A 21593-nucleotide genomic window follows, 5' to 3' on the forward strand; every position below is an offset into this window, starting at 1 on the left:
ATGACGCATACCCGAATCCGCAAATTCAACACCCGCGAAACGTATCCCGAGCAGAAGCTCGACAACGATCTCTGTCAGGCGGTGATCGCGGGCAACACCATTTATCTGCGCGGCCAGATCGGTCAGGATCTGGACACGCGCGAGTCTGTCGGTATCGGTGACGTCACGGCACAGACCGAGAAGGCGATGGCCAACGTGGCGATGCTGCTTGAAGAATGCGGCAGCAAGCTTGAGGACATCTGCAAAGTCACGGTCTACATCATCGACCCGCGATATCGCGAGGCCGTCTATCTCGTGATGGGCCGGTGGCTCAAAGGCGTGTTCCCCGTGTCGACCGGCATCGTGGTGCAGGCGCTGGCGCGCCCGGAGTGGCTGGTCGAGATCGATGTGACGGCGGTGAAGCCTTAATTCACTTACCTTGTGATCGGCACGTCCGGGATTTCAATATCCATCAGTGCCGAACTCAGCGACTTGCCGTGGGCGTCCAGCGCGAGCGAGCGTGTGACGCCCCCGCCTAAGGCATTGCCCAACACGAAGTTGAAGGCGGCCAGACGCGGCAACTCGTAGCGAACCACGTCGCCGTGCACGACATCGCTCAGGAAGGCTTTCACGTAGGCCGGGGTGAGGGCGGCTCGCAAGTGCTCGTAGTGCTGCGCGTCGTCGCAGATGACGGAGACGTTCAGCGTGTTGCCCTTGTCGCCAGTGCGCGAGTGCGCCAGTTCACGTAGTTTCATCTCAGGCCTCGACAAAAGAGAATGCCGGTGTCGCGTGTTCGCGCGGCAACAGCACCGATTGCACGGCGAGGACTTCGCGCGTCGATTTGGTGACGCCACCACCACCGGCCGGCCCGTTCGTGTAAAGCGTTTCCACTTCATTGCCGATGCGCACGGCCTGCTCTGCCGACGCCGTGCGCCCGGTCACGCGCACCCGCACTTCGTAGGGTTCCGCATGGTGCGAACCTGCGGTTTCGCCGTGCAGGGCGTTCACGCCAATCAGGTCGAAGCGTAGCTCGCTCGCCTGCACACCGGTCAACGCCAATCGTTCGCGAACGATGTCGAGTGCGAGCCTCGCCCGTGCCACCGCGCCGGGGCCGGCATACGAAATCTGCCCTTCGCCGATGAAACCGTCGACATAGCCGACCGACACCTTCAGCGTCCCGGTGCGCGGTGTGCCGTGCCCGCCGGTGACCCGCACGCGGTCCGTGGCTTCTTCCGTCACGACGACCTCGGAGAAGTCGGCAACCACGTCGGGTTGCAGATACCGGCGCGGATCGTGAATCTCGTACAGCAGTTGTTCCTTGCAAGTCGCGGGCGTCACGTGGCCGCCCGATCCCGGCACCTTGGTGATGACCACCGTGCCATCCGCCGACACTTCGCCGATGGGGAAGCCGAGTCGCGCCAAGTTCGGCACGTCTTTGACGCCGGGGTCGGCAAAGTAGCCGCCGGTCACTTGCCCGGCGCATTCCAGCAGATGGCCGACGACAGTGGCCTGACCGAGCGTATGCCAGTCATCCATGCGCCAGCCGAACGCGTGAATCAGCGGCGCAGCGAACAGCGAGGGGTCGGCGACACGGCCGGTCAGTACGATGTCGGCACCGGCGGCGAGTGCGTCGACGATACCGGCCGCGCCCAGATAGGCGTTGGCCGACACGATGCGATCGCGGTAAGCCGCGACGGGCTCGCCCGACTCCTCAAAGTTCAGATCGCTGCGCAAGACAACATCGAGCACGTCGTCGCCGGTGACGGCGGCGATCTTCACGTTGTCGAGTCCGAGCGAGCGGGCGATTTGCGCCGTCTTTTGCGCAGCCGCCAACGGATTGGCTGCGCCCATGTTCGAGATGATCCGCACGCCGTTGCGCATCGCGGCGGGCAGCACCGCGCGCATGCGTGCTTCGAGCAGCGGGTCGTAGCCTTGTTGCGGGTCGCGGCGCCGCGCCTGCTGCGCGATGGCAATGGTGCGCTCGGCGAGGCATTCGAACACGAGGTAGTCGAGCGCGCCATGCTCCGCGAGTTCGACCGCCGGTTCGATGCGGTCGCCGGAATATCCCGCGCCCGCGCCGATCCGGATGCGGCGAGTGTCTTGATGGGCTGTCATGCGTATGGCGTCCGGTGATGACTGCTTAGATAGGAAAAACACCGAGGACGACGGCCGCGATCGTCATGACGATCGACGCGCCGAACAACAACGGGAACGTAAATTTCTGATGATCGGCGAGGTCGATGCCGCACAACCCCACAACGAGGAACGTGGCGGGTGTGAGCGGGCTGACCGGGAAGCCGGTCGTCATTTGCCCGAGCAACGCAGCTTGGCCGACGTGCACCGCAGGCACCCCCAGTTGACCGGCCACTTCGGCAATCACGGGCAACACGCCGAAGTAGAACGAGTCGGGGTCGAACAGCATGCTCAGCGGCATCGACATCAGCCCGAGCGCCACGGGAATGTGGCCGGCCATCTCCGGCGGCACGAAGCCGACGGCGGCCTGCGCCATCGCCTTGAGCATGCCGCTGCCCTGCATCACACCGGTAAAGACACCCGCGGCGAGCAACACGCCCGCCATCATCAGGGCGGCGCGCGCATGGGCGTCGATGCGCTTGCGCTGCATGTCGACGTTCGGATAGTTCACCATCAGCGCGATACACAAGCCGACCATGAACATGATCGCTGGCGGAATCTTCTCGCCCATGACGACCATGGTGCCGAGCACGATCAGCGTGAGCACGATGTTGAACCAGAAGTTCTTGGGTCTGCGCAGTGCCTGTTCTTCCGGTGTGAGTTCGCGCTTGGGTACCGGCACCGAAGCACTACCGCCAGTCAGACCCAGACGCTTCTCCTCGCGACGGCCCAGCCAGTACGCCATGCCGAACACGAACACCAGTCCAACCGCCTGCACGGGAATCAACGGATTGAACAGACTCGACACAGGCAGATGCAACGACGCCGATGCGCGAATCATCGGCCCGGTCCATGGCAGGAAGTTGATGCCTGCGGCCATCGATACGGCAGCGGCCAGCACGCGCCGGTCCATGCCGAGGCGATCGTAGAGCGGCAACATCGCGGGAATGGTGACGAGGAAGCAGACTGCCCCCGAACCGTCGAGGTGAATCAGCAGCGCGAGCAGCGTCGTGCCCACCACGATGCGGCTGGGGCGTGTGCCCACGGCGCGCAGAATGCGGTCGATGATCGGGTCGAGCGTGCCCGCGTCGGTGATCGTGCCGAAGTAAAGAATGGCGAAGACGAACATGCCCACGACCGGTGCCAGACTCTTGAGCCCGTCGATCACGAACTTGCTGGTCTGAAAGCCGAACCCGCCGATGAGCGACGCCACGATCGGCACGATGATGAGGGCTACGAGCGGCGACATCCGTTTCGAGAGAATCGCGCCGAGCAGCACGACGATGGTCGCCAGCCCCAGTAATGGCAGCATGTGCTTGTCTCCAAATATTGTCTTTTAATGCGATGGAGCGTAAGTTCGGGGCTGTGATAAATCAATTGAAATGATTTGATTGCAGTCATTACAAACCATAATGGATATGAACCTTCGGGACATTCGCGCTTTTATCGCCGTTGCACAGACCGGCAGCTTCACGCGGGCGGCCACACGGCTGCACTTGTCGCAACCGGCGCTGACCGTGCAGATCCGCCGGCTGGAAGAAACGGTGGGCGTGCGGCTCTTCGATCGCAATAGCCGCAATGTGGCGCTCACACCGACGGGGCGTGATCTGCTGCCGCTGTTGCAGAAGTCGCTGCAAGACATGGAGCAGGTGTTGGTCGACGCGCGCTCGCTGGGCGATGGGTCGACGGGCACGGTGCGCATCGCGTGCTTGCCCACATTCGCGGCGAGTGTGTTGCCGGAGCTGATACAGGAGGTGAAGGCCGTCGTGCCGCGTGCCGGGTTTCATGTCCGCGACGCGGTCGCCGGTGTGGTGAACACGCTGGTGCGCAATGAAGACGTCGATATTGGCCTGACGGGCGGTGAGTTGAACGACCCCGCGTTTGAAGTGTTGCACGCGGGCGGCGATCGTCTTGTGGCGGTGTTGCCGCAGCAGCATCCGCTGGCGCGTCGCCGGCGCATCACGTTGGCCGATCTGGCCGGCGAACCGCTCGTGTTGACGTCGCAAGGCACGAGCGTGCGGGCGGTGGTCGACAGCGCTTTCGCCAACGCCGGTCATACACCGGAGATTGCCTGCGAAGCGACTTACATGATGACGGCCGTCGCGATGGTGCGTGCCGGACTCGGTGTGACGATTCTGCCCGCGTCGGCGCGCGAGGTGAGGGCCGAGCCTGAATTGCGCGTGAAGGCGATTGACGATCCCGCGTTCCTGCGTCCCATTGCCTTGATCAAGAAACGTGGACGCACACTGCCGCCGGTGGCGGACACCTTCGTCGCGATGATGATCGACCGGCTCTCGTCGGACTGAGTGGCGAGCGCTGTCGAGGCGACGCGCTCACCAGTGTTCAGAAGCGTCGTCGGACGTAGACGGTCGCCCCCGTCTCGTGCGAGCGGAACAGCGCAACGCGCGCGCTGGCCGAGACGACCCAGTCATCTGTGCGGACCTGCAAACCGCGCTGCGGTTGCGAGCCGAGCTTCGAATCTTCGTTGTTCCACTGCACGATGGAGACCTGCGCCACCGATGACGGAAGCCCGCGAAGCGCGCCGGTCCCGGCCGCGCCTGCCGTCTGCCCGGGGGCTTGTCCCGGTGACGTCGCCGGACTGACCGCGATGCGGCGTACGTCGTAGCCGGGCTGCACGGCATACGCACTGTCGACAGTCTCGTCGATGCGCGCGACTGACGGCGTGAAGGGGAATAGTGCAGGACCCTCGTTCGAGGCAGTGGGCGCCGGTGGTTGTGGCGTCGTCTCGAAGCGGTGGAGGAAGTGGCGAGGCTCGGGTGCCAGCGCAGCCGTTTCCGGCGGGAGCGGGGCAATGTTTGCCACCATCATCCCTTCGGATGAGTCTGTGCCGGGTCCGCCCGCGAACGCGAATCCGCCGAGCGAAAAGAGCATTGCGCCGACAATCGTTTCGTTCAGGCACGTCATGGACATGCCTCCCCTGGAGCGGTTGAAACGTCACGTGAGGGCCCCTGCTTCCTGACTGACCGCCCTCGCGGGCGAGCGTCAGGATGTTTTGCTTTGTGTCAGTGCTGATCTTATGGACTGCACGTACAAATTGTAGTCAGCCAATTGCGCTTCGCCACCCCAATTTGTGCTGATGCGCGGGCGCTCAATTCGGGCGTCGGGCCGACAGGCCCGTGGCGTATGCCTTCGGCGTGTGGCGCGGATTCAGGCGTGCGGGAATTTACTGATGCGGCACACCGTCCTCGAACGCGACCGTGCTGCGCTGCGGGTTGGCAATACGGATGCCCTGTTCGCGAAAACGATCGGCAATGCGACGGTTGAATTCGCGTTGCACACCCCAACGCGTTGTGTCGGTGCACTGCATTTGTCCGCTGAGCGCGATGGCGGCACCGTCGACCTGATCGACGCCCCAGTAGCTGAAGTCCGACTTGATGCCGTCGCGGTAGGCGGGGTCTTCTCGCAGTGCAGCACCGATTTCCTTGAGCGTGGCGACCGCGCGATCGATGTCTTCTCCGTAGGCAATGCTAACTTTCACCGCCGCGTTGCCCAGCCCGCGATTGGTATTGTTGACGGTGGTCACCGAGCTAAACGGTACGGTGTACAGCGAACCGTCGCTCGCGCGCAGCCGGACCGTGCGGATCGACAGATATTCCACCGTGCCCGAGACGCCCGCGAGCGTGACCCAGTCACCCACCTGCAACGCGTTTTCCATCAGCAGGAAGATGCCGGTGATGAAGTCCTGCACCAGCTTCTGCGAGCCGAAGCCGAGGGCGACACCGAAGATGCTCGCCCCGGCCAGCAGGGGGCCGATGTTCACACCGATCTCGCTCATGCCCGTGAGGATGACCACGAGCGCAATGCACGAGAAAAGCAACGCGCGCAGCATCGGCAACAACGTGCGCAGGCGGGCCGCGCGCATGACGTCGCCCTGATGCGTCCATTGCTGAAGACGCCGCTCGATGGCGATGTTCGCGGCTTCCCACACGACGAGTGCGATGGCAGCGGCAACCGCGATCGTGATCAGAGCCGAGGCCAGACGATGGCCGATGGTGCTCGATTCAAAAGTCTGCCAGACCGGCACGCCCCAGACCTGCAACAACAGCGCCACACTGATGATGCCGACAATGGTCGAAACAACACCCCGTACCAGCGGGTAATAACGGTAGGCATGTCGGTGGACGAGCGTGCGGTCCTCGTCGCGCCGCTCGAACGCGCGTGAGAGTGCGCCGAACAGGACGATGGACACCAGCCGCATGCCGATGATGACGGCGAGCGTGCGCCCGCCCAGCGTGATCAGCACGCGATAGCCGTTGTGCACGTCGAGCGCCCAGATAAACCAGAGCGCCATCACCACAAAGATCGACGCCGGTGCCCACGCGCTCGCCAGCGTGCCACCCACCATGGCGAGTGACGGATGCTTCGCGCAATACGTGCGAATACGTGTCGCGACGGGGCGGGCGCATTGAAGGATGAGCACCGACACGAGCAGGTGGCCGATGAGGGCGACGCTCTTGAGCAACGCCATGTGACCTGCGTCACTGAGACCGAAGTTTGCGGCGATTTCTACCAAGGCCGTGCAGACGCCGACGACCAGCGCGATACGCATGATCCAGCGTTGCGCGAAGGCTGCCCCGGTGTCGCCGATATGCAGCAGCCGGAGTTGCGGCGCGTCGGGCTGAAAGAACAACCGGCTGACGAGCGTGATCAGACGGCAGATCACATAGATATCGATCAGCGAACCGAGTGCCGTCGCCACCGGCGTATCGTCGTCGACGAGCAGCGACATCATCAGGCTGGCCACCCCCGCGAAGACGAGCAGCGGCAACAGGCGCAGCAGCAGCGTGACGAACGCGCGCGGCATGCGTCCGAGCAGGTTCTTATGCTGCTGCGCGTGGCCATGTCCGCGCGATTCCGGGCTCTCGGCCGAGGATGCGGCGTCCGATGGTGTCGCGGCGTCGCGGCGGGCGGCCAGCTCGGTCAGCAGGCGACGCAACAGCCGCTTCGCGATCCATTCGATCGCAAACGCGGGGATCAGCACGGCGAGAATGATCAGCACCGCATGCAGCAGGTCGGCACGTGCATCGGCATGACGCACGGTGTCGCGCCACCAGCCGTTGACCGACCCGACATCGAGCAGCGAGTGCAGCGACTGGCGCAGCCCGGCGCCGATTTGTGTCGCCCAACGCGACCCTTGATGCACCAGCATCGAGGCGAGTCCGTTCGACTGCAAGGCAATCGGTGCGGCGCTGGCAGTTGAAGTAGATGCGGCAGATGCCGCAGAGGCCGACGATGCAGCGGCGGGTGCGCTTGCCACCGCCGGGGGCGCGCTCAAGGCACCGACGGCGGCAATGGCCCGCAGCGTCGTTTCCACTCGCGCGCGATCTTGCGGGTTCTCCAGCACGGAGAGCGCCTGCTGGGCCTGCTGTGGTGTGAGCGCCGGTGCCGCATTGGCCTGCGCGGCCGACGCCGGCTGAAGGCTCGTGGGCGCGCTTGCCGGCGCGGCAAGTGAGGCAAGTGTGGCAGGTGTGGCAGGTGTGGCCGCGTGTGCAGCCATGACGAAGAAAGTAAGCAGCCAGCCGAAAAAGACGTGTCGCATTGGTTTGACAGAACGGGGCACGCCGAAGCGCGAGCCCGTCAGAAGGGGCGATGGGCACAACTTAACATGACCACGACTTCTGCTAAATAGTTCGGCGAGTAGTTCTGGAAGTAGTTCGGGGAGTAGCGCGCGGTGGCGTACAGACGCCGCCAGCGACGCCCGTCACTATCGATGGCATCAACGGCGGTCGCTTCCGGCCGCCGTCACGCTGGAGAGCGCCGTGGATAAATCAGGCAAACAACGCACCGGGCAGAAAAGGGACAAGCGAATGCTTGCGCCTCCCGGGCAAAAGAACAAGTTCCCCGAAAAGATGTGGTCGAATCAACGTCCCCCCGAAATCACCCATTCGAAACTTGCCGGAAAGTCACCCGCGACACCGCCCGTGCATACCCACGACGCACAGCCGCTGGACGCCACTGGCGATCAGGCGGCACATGTCGACGACGGCAAGGCGAGCCCACAGGATCATCACAAGCAAAACCGTAAGCATTGACAACGAACGGTTGCCTTTGCAGGTATCGTTCGGCGAGGTCGTCATGTCTTACGAAATGCTGTTGTTCATCACCCTCATGTTGATCGCCGTGTCGGCGCAATTCATCTGACCGTCTGACATCTCATACGGCGTTCATCGACTCAAACAAGTTGTCCACCCGCACGGGATGTCACGCCCGTGCGTTGGCGCATCATTTCGCTGGCGGCGTGTGATGTTCTGCGGATCTGAAGACGGCGTCGGCGTTCGCTTTCTGCGCGTCGGACATGCTGTTGTAAAGGGTCTCGAACGGCGGCCCGAGTTTGGTGACCCCATCGGCGTGCGCCTGCGCAAGTTCGCTGTACGACTTCATGTCGTCGAGAGCGGACATGCGGTTCTGGTTGTCTTTTCTCGATTGCGCCAGCGTCGTCATGGCATCGCCGTTGGCGCGCATGACGTCCGTGAAGTCTTTCCACAAGCCCTCTTGCGAGCGCGTGATATGCAGTTTTGCGTGGAGATCGGTAATACGGGTTTCGATACGCGAGCGCGCGGCCGTGTTCACGAGGTGCGGCTGCCCCGGCGTGCCTGCGCCTGCTGGCATGGGGGCCGATTGCGCGAAGGGGGAGGCCATCGCGAGTGTGAGACACGTTGTGGTGGCAATCCACCGGGTGGTATTCGGTGAATCGGGGGATAACGACTGTTCCATGGCGGGTCTCCGTATGACTTCACGGATTCACCATGCCCGCAATATCGCTGCCGGTCCGTTCGGTAACCGACGAAGTTACACCGGCGCACGCAGGGTAATCCCTGTCCAGTGGCCGTCGGCCTGCAACTCACGGATCAGATCGGCGATGCACTGCCGCACGGCCAGCGTGGCGGAACCCACCGGTAACGAGTTCGACCAGCACACGCTGGCCGGGCGTACCATCTGTGGCGACACGATACGCACCGCTTTGGGGCGTAGCGCCGGATCCCGCGGCGCCAGTGCTGAGGCCGGCAAAATCGCGCACGCGTCGCCGGCGCGAGCGATATCGATCAGCGTGGGCAGCGAGTCGATATCGGCAACGATATTCAACTCGACATTGGCCTGCGAGAAGCTGCGCTCGATCAACAGGCGCAGGCCATTCGATGCGCTCGGCACGACCAGCGGCACATTCGCCAGCCGTGCCAGTTCACAGGTGCCGCTCGCGACGTCGTTGCCGTTTTCGCGGGCGCCGGGGGCGATGTCTGCATCAGCGTAAATCTCGGGGCAGACCAGATGTCCGCCCATCACATACAGCTCTTCGTCGAACAGCGGCATGACCGAGATACCGCGCGTTTCCGAATCGCGGAACAACATCGCCAGATCGAGCCGCCCGTTCGCGAGCAATTCGCCGATGTAGCCGCTCATGCTCTCGAAGATCTGCAAACGAATGCCGGGATATTGCGTGCGTACGCGCTGAAAAAGCGGCACGGCAAGGATCGCGGCAATCGTCGTCGGAAAGCCCACGGCCACCGGCCCTGCCTCGCTGCCACCTCCCTCGCGGACCTCTTCGCGAATCTGCTCCATCTGCCGCAGCACGACGCGCGCATGGCGATAGAGCGTCTTGCCCGCGTCGGTCGGCACGACCCCTTGCGCACTGCGAATCAGCAACTGCGTCTGCAATTCCTCTTCGAGCGTGCGCAACTGCTGACTCAGCGACGGTTGAGCGATCAGCAGCCGTTCGGCCGCCTTCGAGAGGCTGCCGCTGTCGACGATGGCGACGAAGTTGCGCAGTTGCCGGACATCCATGAGCGAGAGATGGAAACAGGAATAGGGGATTGGGTCATAGCGTACCCCTATATGCATCGCTTTGAAATGGGGGCCGCGACAGCGATTCCTAACCGGCGAGAACCATTTCGAGGGGTAAGCCATAGGTTGCACCTATGCCCATATCTGAATTCAGTATTTCCTCTCCGGCTTTTCGCGCGCCTATAGTGCGGCAGGAAAACGCATAAATCGGAGACAGAACAAATGCAGATGCGTGAACGCACTTCCCTTGGTACGGCCGAGCATGCGCCTTCGGGCGGGCTTTCCCCGACCGGTACGACACATCGGTTTCGCGACGCCTGGTGGCGCCTCATGGATATGCGCATCGGCATCGTGCCGCTGCCCGTGCATATCGTGCTGGCCCTCGCGCTGATCGCGACGGCCGCCACCGGCAAACTCTCTGCCGAACTCTCGCCGATCATCGCGTTGCTCGCCGTTTGCAGCTTCACGTGCATGGAAATCGGCCAGCGCATTCCGATCTTCCGCAGCATCGGGGGCCCGGTGATTCTGGTCACGTTCCTGCCGTCGTATCTGGTCTTCACACATGCGCTGCCGCCGGCCGTGGTCAAGCCGATCGTCGACTTCTGGAAGGCCGGCAACTTCCTGTATCTGTTCATTCCCGCGATCATCGTCGGCAGCATTCTGAGCATGGACCGCAAGGTGCTGATCGGCGGCTTCCTGCGCATCTTCGTGCCGCTGGTTGCCGGTTCGCTGCTCGCAGGCGCTGTCGGGACGGCCGTGGGCACGTTGCTCGGCATGGGCGTGTTCCATACGGTGTTCTTCGTCGTGATCCCGGTCATGTCGGGTGGTCTGGGCGAGGGCGTCATTCCGCTCACGCTCGGCTATTCGGAAGTGCTGCATCAACCGGCGGGTGAATTACTCGCGCAAGCGCTGCCGGCCGTGATGCTCGGCAACGTGACGGCGATTGTCTTCTCGGGTGTGCTCAATGCCATCGGCAAGCGCTATCCGTCGCTGACCGGCAATGGCCAACTGATGCGCTCGGGTGACGACGACCTGCCGGAAACCGCCAAGTCCACCGCGCCAATCGATGCCACCGACATTGCTGCGGCCGGCATGATCGCCGTGTGCCTGTACTTCGTCGGCATGCTCGCGCAGAACACGCTGGGGCTGCCGGGCCCGGTGATGATGCTGGTGCTCGCCGTGGCGGCCAAGGTGTTCTTCGTGTTCTCGCCGCGGCTGGAACGGGGCGCAGGCGTGGTCTACAAATTCTTCGCGACGGCCGTCACTTATCCGCTGCTGTTTGCCATCGGCGTCGTCATTACGCCGTGGCAGAAGATCATCGATTCGTTCAACGTGCCGACGCTCGTGACCATCGTCGCGACCGTGGCCACGCTGATGGTGACCGCGTTCGTCGTGGCACGCCGCATGAATATGCACCCGATCGATGCGGCCATTGTCGTGGGCACGCACAGCGGCCTCGGCGGCACCGGCGACGTCGCGATTCTCACCGCCGCGAATCGCATGCGTCTGATGCCGTTTGCCCAGATTGCCACCCGTATCGGCGGCGCGATCACGATCACGCTGAGCCTGATTGTGCTCGCCAAGATCGTCTGATGCACCGCCAGTCTTTTACTTTCCTCCGGAGAACGTTGTCATGAGGCCCCTCGACGGCATCAAGGTCATCGCGCTCGAACACGCCATTGCGGCGCCGTTCTGCACCCGTCAACTGGCCGATCTCGGCGCCCGCGTCATTAAGATCGAGCGCCCCGGCGTCGGCGATTTCGCCCGCGCCTATGACGCACGCGTCGAAGGCATGTCGTCGCACTTCGTGTGGACCAACCGCTCGAAAGAGAGTCTGTCGCTCGACCTCAAGCAGCCCGCCGCGCAGGACGTGCTGCACCGCCTGCTGGCCGACGCCGACGTGCTGGTGCAGAACTTGGCGCCGGGGGCCGCTGACCGGCTCGGCCTGTCTTATGAAGCGCTCGCCGAGAAGTATCCGCAGATCATCGTGTGCGGCATTTCGGGCTACGGCCCGGACGGCCCGTATCGCGACAAGAAGGCTTACGACCTGTTGATTCAGAGCGAATCGGGGTTCCTGTCGGTGACGGGCTCGCCCGAAGCGTCGGCCAAAGCCGGTTGTTCGATTGCCGATATCGCGGCGGGGATGTACGCGTACACCAACATTCTGTCGGCGCTGTTGCAGCGGCAGAAGACGGGACGCGGCTGCCGCATCGACGTGTCGATGCTGGAGTGCATGGTCGAGTGGATGGGTTTTCCGCTGTATTACGCGATCGACGACCAGAACCCGCCCCCGCGTGCCGGTGCTGCGCACGCCACGATTTTCCCGTACGGGCCGTTCGCCGCTGGCGATGGCAAGACGGTGATGCTCGGATTGCAGAACGAGCGCGAGTGGAAGGTGTTCTGCGAGAAGGTGCTCGAAAAGCCTGAACTGACCGACGATGACCGTTTTCGCTCGAACCCGCTGCGGCTTGAGAATCGCGAGGTCTTGCGCGCCATCATCAATGAGGTGTTCATGCAGTTGAGCGCGGCGCAACTGGTCGCGCGCCTCGATGCGGTCGGCATTGCCAACGCCAATCTGAATTCGATGCACGACGTGTGGAACCACCCGCAACTGGCGGCGCGCGGTCGCTGGACCCAAGTGCAGACGCCGAACGGTCCGGTGACGGCACCGCTGCCGCCGGGCGTACCGGCGTCGTTCGCGCCGCGCATGGACCCGATTCCCGCGCTGGGGCAACACACCGACGCGATTCTCGCCGAGCTGGGCCTCACGGCGGCGCAGATCGCCGAGATGCACGCCGGGCACGCGGTCTGATGCGCAAGGAGATACCGATCATGCCATCCCGTTCGTGGTTGTTCGTGCCGGGCAATCGTCCCGAGCGATTCGAAAAGGCGCTTGCTGCGGGTGCCGACGCTGTCATCGTCGATCTCGAAGATGCCGTGCCGCTTGCCGACAAAATCACTGCGCGTGCGCAGGTGCGTGAATGGCTGGCGGGTGATGCGTCTGAAGCGGAAGCTCCCCTCTATGTGCGCATCAATGCGGTGACGACCGACTGGTTTGCCGACGACGTGCGCGCGCTCGCGGCGTTGCCGCGTGTTGCCGGTCTGGTGGTGCCGAAGGCGGAGGATGCCACCACGTTGATCGCAGCGGCGACGGGGGCTCACGACGCGTTGCGCGTCGTGCCGTTGATCGAGACCGCTCGTGCGTTTGGCGGGCTCGATGCCATTGCGGCGTCCCCGCGTGTCGAGCGGCTAATGTTCGGCACGATCGATTTTCAACTCGATATCGGCGTCGAAGGTGACGGCGACGAGCTGCTTTACTTCCGCTCGCAACTGACGCTCGCGTCGCGGCTGGCAGGCATCGGCGCGCCGGTGGACGGCGTGACCACGGTATTCGACGACGCTGACGTGATCGAGCAGGAAGCTCGCCGCGCGAGACGTCTCGGCTTTCGCGGCAAGCTGTGCATTCATCCGAAACAGATCGCTGCCGTGCATGCCGCGTTTGCGTGGCGCGACGATGAGATCGCATGGGCCCGACGCGTGGTCGCGGCCGCCGAGGCGAGCGGCGGCGCGGCCGTCGCACTCGACGGAAAGATGGTGGATACGCCGGTCCTGATGAAGGCGCAGGAGATTCTGGCGAGCTTGCCGGGGTGAAGTATCAACTCACAGATCCAATCGCGAGATCTTGGTCCCGGAAAGCGAGATGTCACCCATCAGTCCGCTGTTGGTCATGACAAAGGCTTCGACCGGGTGACTGGTCGTCGTCGTATCGATCTGACCGTTTGCGCCGACTTTCACGATCGCGACAGAGGCGTCGGCACCGGCCGACCATCCGTTCGATTTGACGAATTTGTCCAGCGCTTCCTGCGTCATGAACAGATACACCATCGACTTCGATTGCATCCCCAACTGGGCGCCCACCGAAGCCGACGAGACGCTGTAATACCCGCTCGTGCGCGTTCCGACGCGCAGTACGCCGTCACCGTGCTGTCCCCCCACGATCACACCGGCCTGAATGACGGAGGGAAACACCAGCACGCCTTGTGCCTTGCCCACCAGTTCGCGCGAACCGGGAACCGTCGAAAACAGCCGCGAAAGCGTGCCGTCAGCGGCGGCGTCAATGGACTGCTTGCGTGAATTATTGGCCTCGGGTGTCGCCGGTGAGTTGCCTGTCGTCGAGCATCCCGAGAGGACGGCAACCAAAGCCGCTGCGACAACGGAAGCCCGGAAGAATTGGCGACGAGTTTGCATGGTGATCTCCGAATATTTTTTTGAGGCACCCACCGATTGAGCCGAGCTCCGCGCGCCAGCGCCCACGGAAACGGCGGAAATGTCCCCGCACACGCATCTCAGGGGCAATTGTCTGAGAGTGTCAGATTTGTGACGGCAAGTTGCCATTGGTATTTGGGGCAGCACCGATTGCCCGTCGGGGCAGCGAAAGATATCGACATCAGGTCTCGTTTGCGCCACGGGGTCCGGCGCTCTCCTGTGCGGGGGAAGGCGCCCAACCTTCGCGCGCAATGACAACCGGTATCTCCGGTTGTTCTTCGAAATGAGGCGACATGATCTGCACGCCATATTCGTTGAACACGTCGACGATCTGACTATGCAGTTCGCTCAACATGACGAGGCGCTGCGCAGGATTCACCGGCGCGACATGCAAGTCGTACTCGATATAGAAGTCCGAGAGCGAACGTTGCAGAACGAATGGCGCCGGCGACTGGGCAACGCTTTTCGTTCGTGCCGCTGCCAGACTCAGCATTGCCTGCACCTGCCGCCATGGCGTGTCGTAGCCGATGGTCACCGAGGTGACGACGAGTGCCGGCGCTTTGCCGTCGCGGCTCGAGAAGTTGTGCACGATGGCACCAACGACAACGGCGTTCGGAATGGTGACTTCTTCCCGGCGCACGTTGGTCAGCTTGACCGACAGGGTATCCACGCTCACCACGACCCCGGCCGTGTCGCCGATCTGCACCATATCGCCCGCCTGAAATGCACGGCTGTAGGTCACGACGATGCCACTCATCAGTTGATTGACGATGCCTGCCGAGCCGAGCGAAATCATAAGACCCAACAGCACACTCAAGCCCTTGAAAACATCACTTTGCGCGCCCGGAAAATAAGGATAAGCAAAGGTCAGCGCAAGCGCCCAGACCACAATCGCTACGATGCGGCGGGAAGCACCCGCAGTGTCGGGATGCAGGCCCGGGATATTGAGATGACGTTGCTGAATCGCTGAAAAGACGTTGTTGATGAGATTGTGCAGCGCCCGTGTGAGAAGAAATATCACGGCAATGGCGATCAGTCCCGGAATGGCATTGACGATGCCCAGCGCGAAAGTGTTCAACAAGTCCCAGAGAAAGCTGCTCAAGCGCTCGCCCATGGGCTCGGAGACGGGGAAGCGCTCCAGCACATAGATGAGATAGAGATAGACCAGCGCGGCCACAAAGAAGAGAAAAAGCAGTTGCACGATCTGCCGTGCCAACTGGAACGCCGATCCGGTCCAGTCGAAAGTTTGCGACGTGCGCCGGAGCAGATGGGCCTCGACGGCATATTGGATGCGCGTCTGGAACCGGGTTTGCAGCCGGCCGGCGATCCAGACCACGACGCCCAGAACGACCGTTGCCAGCAGGGAAAGCAGGATGCCGCGAATGATGTTCGGCCAGTGCAATTGCGCCCGTCTGGCGGCTAACGCGGTATCGAGCCGCCCCTGCGTCTCCTGCGCGATGACCTCGAACGGGCGGTCGTCGGCTTCGTCAACATCGCCCGCCAGCAGCGCGAAAAGAATGCGGTCGCCGCGACGGAATACGACACCGTGGTTTTGTCCCATCGATGCCTGAACCGCTTGCGTGGGAAGACTCAGAACGCTCTCCGGCAACCCGTCGAGCACGGCGTAGGAGCGATCGGCCCGCTGCTGCGGTGTGGCGCCACTGAGCGACGCGCGAAACGTGGCGATGGGGCGATCCATGTATCGGAGGTCGGCGGCAGATGCGTCCGTTGCTGCGGCAGGCCGTGACGCTTGTGCGTGGGCCGCTGGCGGCGCCGCGACTATCGCCAGACAGATGGCCAGCGACATCAGGAAAGACGTCAAGCGCGACGCAAATTCCCGGCAAGACGGCCGTATCGTCGCGTCTCGCGAAATGTCATAAAAGGTCGCAGGTGCGACAGTGCGGGTCATCATGGACGCTCCTGAATTGTCACAGCGGACCTGTGGCGATTCTCGCGCGAACCCACATGCCCCGGGGGGCAAAATACTTGCCCTAAACCCCGATGGCGCGCTCGCGCATCCGGCGCAAGACTACGGGCCTGCACCCCCTCACGCGACATCCCGCAAGGAGGCATTCATGGGGAATGGCATTCGGCCTGCCGACGCGAAACCCTCGCAGCCCGGCCAAACACCGGACGCGGATATGTCGCTCGTGCAGGGCGATCTGGGTTTTCATCTGCAACGGCGTGTGCGGCTCATTCCCGCCGTCGGTATGGGGGCATGGCGCAGGGCGCTGATCTTCGCCGCCGTAAGCTGGTTGCCGCTGGCCGTGTGGGCGGTACTCACAGGCCGTGCGCTGCAAGGCACCGGCGACGACACCCTCGCCGCGCATTTCGGCATTCACGTGCGGTGCCTCGTCGCTATTCCGTTGATGGTGGCTGCGGAAGGTGTGGCGCAGAAGATGATGCCGCCGCTGCTCAAATACTTCATCGACAGCGGCGTCGTCACCGAGCAGACCGTCCCGGAATTTCGGCGGCAGTTGTCGCGCGTGGCGCAGCTTCGCGATCGCTGGCTGCCTTGGGTCGCCATTTTCGCGGTGGCGATCGCTGGCTCGACGATAGGTGCGTTGTACGGTCGCGCGGAGGATCTGGCGTGGATGAATCAAGGTGAGAGCGTGCGCGACATCACCTTCGGCGGTTGGTGGTTCGTGCTGGTCATTCGTCCGCTATTCACGGTGTTGCTGCTCGCGTGGCTATGGCGCGTATGTCTGCTGTTCGTGCTGCTGCTCAAGATCGGCAAGCTCCCGCTGGCACTCGTGCCGTCACACCCGGATCGCGTGGGCGGCCTCAGTTTCGTGGAGCACATGGCATTCATGTTCAGCCCGGTGGCGTTTGCCATTTCCGCTGTCGTCGCCTCGTCGTTTGCCCACGAGGTCGTGTATCACGGTGCCAATCCCTTGCAGATGAAGGTGCTACTGATATCCAGCGCCGTGCTGATTTCGGTCGTCTTTCTGATTCCGTTGCTGCCGCTGGGTATCCCGCTCGGCCGGCTCAAGCGCCGGGCGGCCTTCGAATACGGCAGTCTGGTGGCGCATCACGACCGGCTCGTGCATCAGCGCTGGATTTTGCATCGCGATGTCGGACGGCCCGAAATACTCGATGCTCCGGAGTTGGGGCCCGTGGCCGACGTCCATGCCATCTACGACGCCGTGGTCCACATGCGCTCGATCCCGCTGAGCAAATTGTCCATCGTCGCGATCGTGGTCCCGGCCACGTTGCCGATGCTCTATGTCGCGGCGATGCAGTTGCCGTTGTCTGCGGTGTTGGGCAAGGTATTCAAGGCATTGATCTGATAGGCCGGGCGTGGAACGTGGTTAGAAGCTCATGGCGAATCCGAACGAGACGCCCTGAACGTTATGTCCAAAGACGTAGCGCGCCATCAGCCGCGTGCGGGTCACGACGACCGGATACTTGCTGCTGTCGAGCTCCAGCCCCACGCCGAGCGACGTCAGATTGTTAAACCCCAGCACGCCGGCACTATCGCCGAAGTATTGCGAGTAGGCGGCTTCCAGCACGTAGCGGACCGGGCGGTCGAGCGCGCGCAAACCCGTTGGCGCCCGCCAGCGCGACCACAAGCTGATCTGCTGCGCATTGGCGCTTCCCTGAACGCCCACCGCCGAACTCCCGAAGCTGCGCAGGTGGATGTTGGTCAGACGCAATTCGACGTCGATTTCGTACGCCTCGCGATAGTGCTCGAAATCGAGCATCAGCGAGCCGCCGAGTCCGTAGGCATTCAACGCACCGTTGTCGAGAAACTGCGCATTCAGATCCGTTGCGCGATTGAGCAACGTTTCACCCACACGAAGATCGCTGACCACGCGCCCGAGACTGCTGTTGAAGATCGGGCGGAGCACCAGTTCGTCGGAGAGCCGGAAATCCCAACCGACGCCGATGGTCGTGCTTAGGGTGTTCCAGCGTACGGGGAGTGAGCGATGTTCCGTGCCGTCCGAAGCCACGAACGTGGGGTCGTATCGGCTGTAAGCCAGCGTGCCTTCCAGATATAGCGGAAACGAGCGGCTGAGCGTGAAGCCGCCGCCCAACTGCGTTTGCCAGAACCCGGGGTTCCCGGTGGAGCCGTTGTTGATGGAGAGCGAACTCGTTGTCACGTCCGGCACCGTCGTGTAACTCATGATGGCAAGCACGCTGTTCGCATGACTCTTTACGTCGGTTCCGACGCGAAGTGGGGGCGATTGCGCGAGCACCGCTGGTGTGGTCAATGTCAGGCAAGCGAGCGTGGCCAGTGAGGCGATGTGTCGGCGGCCGTTGGAAGCCCGCACCGCGTACCCGCTGCTTTTCGTTCTCGTCAGTCCCTTCATTGACATAGCCGACTCGCGCCGTGGAAATCGCGTTGCATTCGCCATCGTGCGTCATTGTCGCGTTCGCGCAGCGCTTGGGCCATTGGTGGCGAGGGCAACGGCATTGCCCCGACGGGCAGGCGGCTTGCCCTCAGTCCCGATAGCCCCGAGCCCCGATAGCGAAAAGAATGAGGGCGCGTCGATTACAGAGTTCGCAGGCACATGACTTCCCCCAACACGTCACCCGCTTCGCCACGAAAGTTCGGCCAACGGTTCGGACCGCTCGGCCTGACGCTCATGGCAGTCGGGATCGCGGTGGTGATCGTTGTCGGCGTACGTGCAACCTTGCTCTATGAGGGGCGCGTGGCCGTGCGCGACGACGCCCGCGAAGCGAATGCGCGCGTGGCACGCCTCGCCGCACGCGTGATCGGTGACGACATCTCGGCGTGCACGCAGGCGCTTGAGGCGCTCGCTGTTGCAGGGCGCGCGGATCCCAACGCGCAATTGGTGAATTGCCTCGGACGTTTCGGTCATCCCGCCATCGCGGATCCGTCGACTGGCGTGCAGGCGTCGACTTACGCGCAAGCGGTCATCGTCAATGAAGCTGGCGAGGCGGTATTCGAAGCGTTGCCCTCGGCGACGTGTTTCGATCGCGCAGACGTGCAGCAGATCGTCGACGCTGAGCGGCGCGAAGCGGCCGGTAAGTTGACCGTATCCATGGCCACCCCGTTATGCCCGGGCGGCAGTGGCAAGGGGCTGCTGCTGACGCACGGGGTTCGTCGTGCCGATGGCGGATTTGCTGGCGTCGGTATCGTGACCGTCGACGCCGAATACTTCGCACGTCTGTTCGCCGGACTCGCCCCCGGGGAGCGAGGGATCGTCTCGCTCCTTCGCAACGACGGCGTCGTGCTTAGCGGCTGGAAGCCCGGGAGCGGGAGCGATGACGGTGAGGCCCAGCCATCGTCGGGGGCTGACGGCGACTTCTTGTACATTCGACAGCCCCTCCCGGGCGTGCCGATGCAGATCGACATTCGCGCACCCCGGAGCGAGATCTATGCCGAATGGCGGAAGCGGGCGTTCTGGGTCGCCGGTCTGACGGCCGCCCTCGGTGCCGCCTGCGCGGTGCTCAGCATCTTGCTGAGGCGTCAAGGCAGGCGCCGAAAGCAGGCCGAAGCCGCGCTGCAACAAATGGCGAGCACAGACCCGCTCACGGGACTCGCCAATCGGCGCACCCTCGATGAAGCGTATGACAGGGAATGGCGGCGTGCGGTACGCGAGCGCGCACCGCTGTCGCTGCTGTTCATCGATGTGGATCACTTCAAGACGTTCAACGACCGGTACGGCCACCCGGCGGGCGACGACGCGCTCGTGGCCGTCGCACATGCGATCTCGAAGTCGATCCGGCGGCCCGGCGACTTTGCCGGGCGGTACGGTGGCGAAGAGTTCATGGTGATCTTGCCGAAGACGGATGCCGGCGGCGCGCGCGATGTCGCCGAGCGTGTAAGAACTGCCGTGCGTGCCACTGCGATTGCGCACGAAGGCAGCGAGCACGGACGCGTGACCATCAGCATCGGTATTGCAGGGACGGGCGCGATGCCCACGGGGACTCCGGATTCGCTCCTGCAAGCGGCGGACGAAGCGCTTTACTCAGCGAAGCGCGAGGGGCGCGATCGCGTATACATCCACGTAAGCTCTGGAGGTGACCCATGCCCGGCGATTTGACACTGGAACAAAGGAGAGCGGCAGGCAAGCTCGCGCGTGAGCGGACGCCTCGCTCGAAGCAGGCCGAAATCGGCAATGTGGACCGCGATCCTGTGGCACTGCTGCGTCAGAACAGCGCAGGCCGTGTCGACGCGCTGGTCCCGCTGCGGTACGGACGCATGTCAGTGTCGCCCTTCACGTTCTATCGTGGCAGCGCAGTGCTGCAAGCGCACGATTTGGCAAAAACGCCGACCACGGGGTTCACGTTCCCCATTTGCGGTGACGCTCACCTCATGAATTTCGGTGGTTTCGCCACGCCGGAGAGGCAACTCGTTTTCGACCTCAACGACTTCGACGAGGTCGCGCCGGGGCCTTGGGAGTGGGATCTCAAGCGGCTTGCGGCCAGCTTTGCGATTGCGGGCGACCACATGGGCATCGACCGGGGCACGATCCGTGACGTCGTGACATCGGCGGTGCGTGAATATGGCGAGCGCATGCAAGCGTACGCGGGCTACAGTGCCCTCGATCTTTGGCACGAAATCGTGACGTTCGATCGCATGGCCGAAGCCGCCGTGACAGGGGAGGGGAGACGACTGATACGCAAAACGGCCGAGAAGGCCGCCGGGCGCTCGCACGAGGCGGTGCTCGACAAAATGGCGGTCCGACAGGACGGGCGATGGGTGATTCAGGACGCGCCTCCGGCGTTGTTTCATCCGTCGGGGCCGAACTCGCTGTTGGGCAATGCGCAAACGTGGTCGGACACGCAAGCGTGGAAGGGAAAACTCGCGAAGGCTTTTAACGAATACGTCGGCACGCTGCCGGTGGACCGGCGAGCGCTCATCGATCAGTTCCAGCTTCAGGACATCGCTTTCAAGGTCGTGGGCGTGGGCAGCGTCGGCACGTTCTGTCTGGTGATGCTGTTCGTCGACGCCCACGGCAAGCCGCTGTTCCTTCAGGTCAAGGAAGCTCGCGAATCAGTGATCTCCCGGTACTTCCCCGTCGGAAAGGTGCATCACCAAGGCTTGCGGGTGGTGGCCGGACAACGATTGCTACAGGCGGCGAGCGACGCCTTTCTCGGCTGGACGACCGGCCCGAATGGAAGAAACTTCTACTTTCGGCAACTGCGCGACATGAAGGTCTCGGCGGAGGTCGAACGGATGAACGATACGATCTTGCAGGGATACGCCCGCATTTGCGGATGGGCGCTCGCCCGTGCGCATGCGAAGTCGGGCGGGCTCGCCGTAGAGATTTCGTCATACATCGGCGACGCCAAGCGCCTGGCGGAATCCATGACCACGTACGCGCTGGACTATGCCGTGCAAAACCAAAAAGACTACGACGCGTTCATGCGCGCTATCCGCTCGGGGAAGCTCGTCGCGCGCAGCGACGAAGACATGGCCGCCGATTTTCGTATCTGAAGTG

Annotated in this window: 19 protein-coding genes; 9 read left to right on the forward strand and 10 right to left on the reverse strand. The window is 63.2% G+C overall.

What is annotated here, in order from left to right:
- Positions 1 to 408, forward strand: coding sequence for a RidA family protein (locus tag PIN31009_RS04200; RefSeq protein WP_150789399.1), 408 nt, complete (start codon positions 1 to 3; stop codon positions 406 to 408).
- A 5-nt stretch (positions 409 to 413) separates the two neighbouring features.
- Here PIN31009_RS04200 and PIN31009_RS04205 read toward each other — a convergent pair whose 3' ends face one another.
- The 3 genes from PIN31009_RS04205 to PIN31009_RS04215 are packed head-to-tail and all read right to left on the reverse strand — an operon-like array spanning position 414 to position 3424.
- Entirely contained in the window at positions 414 to 734 is a 321-nt protein-coding gene (locus PIN31009_RS04205; protein ID WP_150789400.1) for an AtuA-related protein, read from the reverse strand.
- A 1-nt stretch (position 735) separates the two neighbouring features.
- Positions 736 to 2094, reverse strand: a complete 1359-nt coding sequence (locus PIN31009_RS04210) for an acyclic terpene utilization AtuA family protein (RefSeq protein ID WP_150789401.1) — start codon at positions 2092 to 2094, stop codon at positions 736 to 738.
- Between the two features lie 25 nt (positions 2095 to 2119).
- The gene (locus PIN31009_RS04215) at positions 2120 to 3424 is read right to left on the reverse strand and encodes a CitMHS family transporter (protein WP_087689639.1); all 1305 of its coding nucleotides are present in this window, start codon (positions 3422 to 3424) and stop codon (positions 2120 to 2122) included.
- Between the two features lie 100 nt (positions 3425 to 3524).
- Here PIN31009_RS04215 and PIN31009_RS04220 point away from each other — a divergent pair, with 100 nt between their 5' ends.
- Complete coding sequence (locus tag PIN31009_RS04220; protein WP_150789402.1) at positions 3525 to 4418, forward strand: LysR family transcriptional regulator; 894 nt, start codon at positions 3525 to 3527, stop codon at positions 4416 to 4418.
- A gap of 37 nt (positions 4419 to 4455) precedes the next feature.
- Here the strand turns inward: PIN31009_RS04220 and PIN31009_RS04225 are convergent, their stop codons facing one another.
- The gene (locus tag PIN31009_RS04225; protein WP_150789403.1) at positions 4456 to 5037 is read right to left on the reverse strand and encodes a hypothetical protein; all 582 of its coding nucleotides are present in this window, start codon (positions 5035 to 5037) and stop codon (positions 4456 to 4458) included.
- A gap of 259 nt (positions 5038 to 5296) precedes the next feature.
- Positions 5297 to 7672: a mechanosensitive ion channel domain-containing protein gene (locus PIN31009_RS04230; RefSeq protein ID WP_150789404.1), complete on the reverse strand. Its 2376-nt coding sequence runs from the start codon at positions 7670 to 7672 to the stop codon at positions 5297 to 5299.
- Positions 7673 to 7892: 220 nt separating this feature from the next.
- Here PIN31009_RS04230 and PIN31009_RS04235 point away from each other — a divergent pair, with 220 nt between their 5' ends.
- Complete coding sequence (locus tag PIN31009_RS04235) at positions 7893 to 8165, forward strand: hypothetical protein (RefSeq protein ID WP_150683119.1); 273 nt, start codon at positions 7893 to 7895, stop codon at positions 8163 to 8165.
- Positions 8166 to 8355: 190 nt separating this feature from the next.
- Here the strand turns inward: PIN31009_RS04235 and PIN31009_RS04240 are convergent, their stop codons facing one another.
- Together PIN31009_RS04240 and PIN31009_RS04245 are read right to left on the reverse strand one after the other, a co-directional pair.
- Complete coding sequence (locus PIN31009_RS04240) at positions 8356 to 8847, reverse strand: Spy/CpxP family protein refolding chaperone (protein WP_246185493.1); 492 nt, start codon at positions 8845 to 8847, stop codon at positions 8356 to 8358.
- Positions 8848 to 8922: 75 nt separating this feature from the next.
- Entirely contained in the window at positions 8923 to 9912 is a 990-nt protein-coding gene (locus PIN31009_RS04245) for a LysR substrate-binding domain-containing protein (protein WP_150683120.1), read from the reverse strand.
- 222 nt (positions 9913 to 10134) lie between these two features.
- Between PIN31009_RS04245 and PIN31009_RS04250 the strand changes: the two genes are divergently transcribed.
- The 3 genes from PIN31009_RS04250 to PIN31009_RS04260 are packed head-to-tail and all read left to right on the forward strand — an operon-like array spanning position 10135 to position 13563.
- Complete coding sequence (locus tag PIN31009_RS04250; protein WP_217426755.1) at positions 10135 to 11505, forward strand: 2-hydroxycarboxylate transporter family protein; 1371 nt, start codon at positions 10135 to 10137, stop codon at positions 11503 to 11505.
- A 40-nt stretch (positions 11506 to 11545) separates the two neighbouring features.
- The gene (locus PIN31009_RS04255; RefSeq protein WP_150789405.1) at positions 11546 to 12724 is read left to right on the forward strand and encodes a CaiB/BaiF CoA transferase family protein; all 1179 of its coding nucleotides are present in this window, start codon (positions 11546 to 11548) and stop codon (positions 12722 to 12724) included.
- Between the two features lie 20 nt (positions 12725 to 12744).
- Complete coding sequence (locus PIN31009_RS04260) at positions 12745 to 13563, forward strand: HpcH/HpaI aldolase/citrate lyase family protein (protein WP_150789406.1); 819 nt, start codon at positions 12745 to 12747, stop codon at positions 13561 to 13563.
- Positions 13564 to 13572: 9 nt separating this feature from the next.
- Here PIN31009_RS04260 and PIN31009_RS04265 read toward each other — a convergent pair whose 3' ends face one another.
- Together PIN31009_RS04265 and PIN31009_RS04270 are read right to left on the reverse strand one after the other, a co-directional pair.
- Positions 13573 to 14160, reverse strand: a complete 588-nt coding sequence (locus PIN31009_RS04265) for a BPSL1445 family SYLF domain-containing lipoprotein (RefSeq protein ID WP_150683125.1) — start codon at positions 14158 to 14160, stop codon at positions 13573 to 13575.
- 199 nt (positions 14161 to 14359) lie between these two features.
- The gene (locus tag PIN31009_RS04270; protein WP_174996941.1) at positions 14360 to 15877 is read right to left on the reverse strand and encodes a mechanosensitive ion channel family protein; all 1518 of its coding nucleotides are present in this window, start codon (positions 15875 to 15877) and stop codon (positions 14360 to 14362) included.
- Between the two features lie 376 nt (positions 15878 to 16253).
- On the opposite strand from PIN31009_RS04270, the gene PIN31009_RS04275 reads away from it, so the two are divergent.
- Positions 16254 to 17468 carry a hypothetical protein gene (locus tag PIN31009_RS04275; protein WP_150789408.1) on the forward strand — a complete coding sequence of 405 codons (1215 nt, stop codon included), beginning with the start codon at positions 16254 to 16256 and terminating at the stop codon, positions 17466 to 17468.
- Between the two features lie 21 nt (positions 17469 to 17489).
- Here PIN31009_RS04275 and PIN31009_RS04280 read toward each other — a convergent pair whose 3' ends face one another.
- The gene (locus PIN31009_RS04280) at positions 17490 to 18536 is read right to left on the reverse strand and encodes a hypothetical protein (RefSeq protein WP_425495457.1); all 1047 of its coding nucleotides are present in this window, start codon (positions 18534 to 18536) and stop codon (positions 17490 to 17492) included.
- Between the two features lie 156 nt (positions 18537 to 18692).
- On the opposite strand from PIN31009_RS04280, the gene PIN31009_RS04285 reads away from it, so the two are divergent.
- Together PIN31009_RS04285 and PIN31009_RS04290 are read left to right on the forward strand one after the other, a co-directional pair.
- Positions 18693 to 20192, forward strand: a complete 1500-nt coding sequence (locus tag PIN31009_RS04285) for a sensor domain-containing diguanylate cyclase (RefSeq protein WP_150789409.1) — start codon at positions 18693 to 18695, stop codon at positions 20190 to 20192.
- Positions 20177 to 21589: a DUF2252 domain-containing protein gene (locus PIN31009_RS04290; protein WP_150789410.1), complete on the forward strand. Its 1413-nt coding sequence runs from the start codon at positions 20177 to 20179 to the stop codon at positions 21587 to 21589. The genes PIN31009_RS04285 and PIN31009_RS04290 overlap by 16 nt, the downstream gene beginning before the upstream one ends.
- The last annotated feature ends 4 nt before the right edge of the window (positions 21590 to 21593 follow it).

Source organism: Pandoraea iniqua (assembly GCF_902459685.1).
GTDB lineage: Bacteria > Pseudomonadota > Gammaproteobacteria > Burkholderiales > Burkholderiaceae > Pandoraea > Pandoraea iniqua.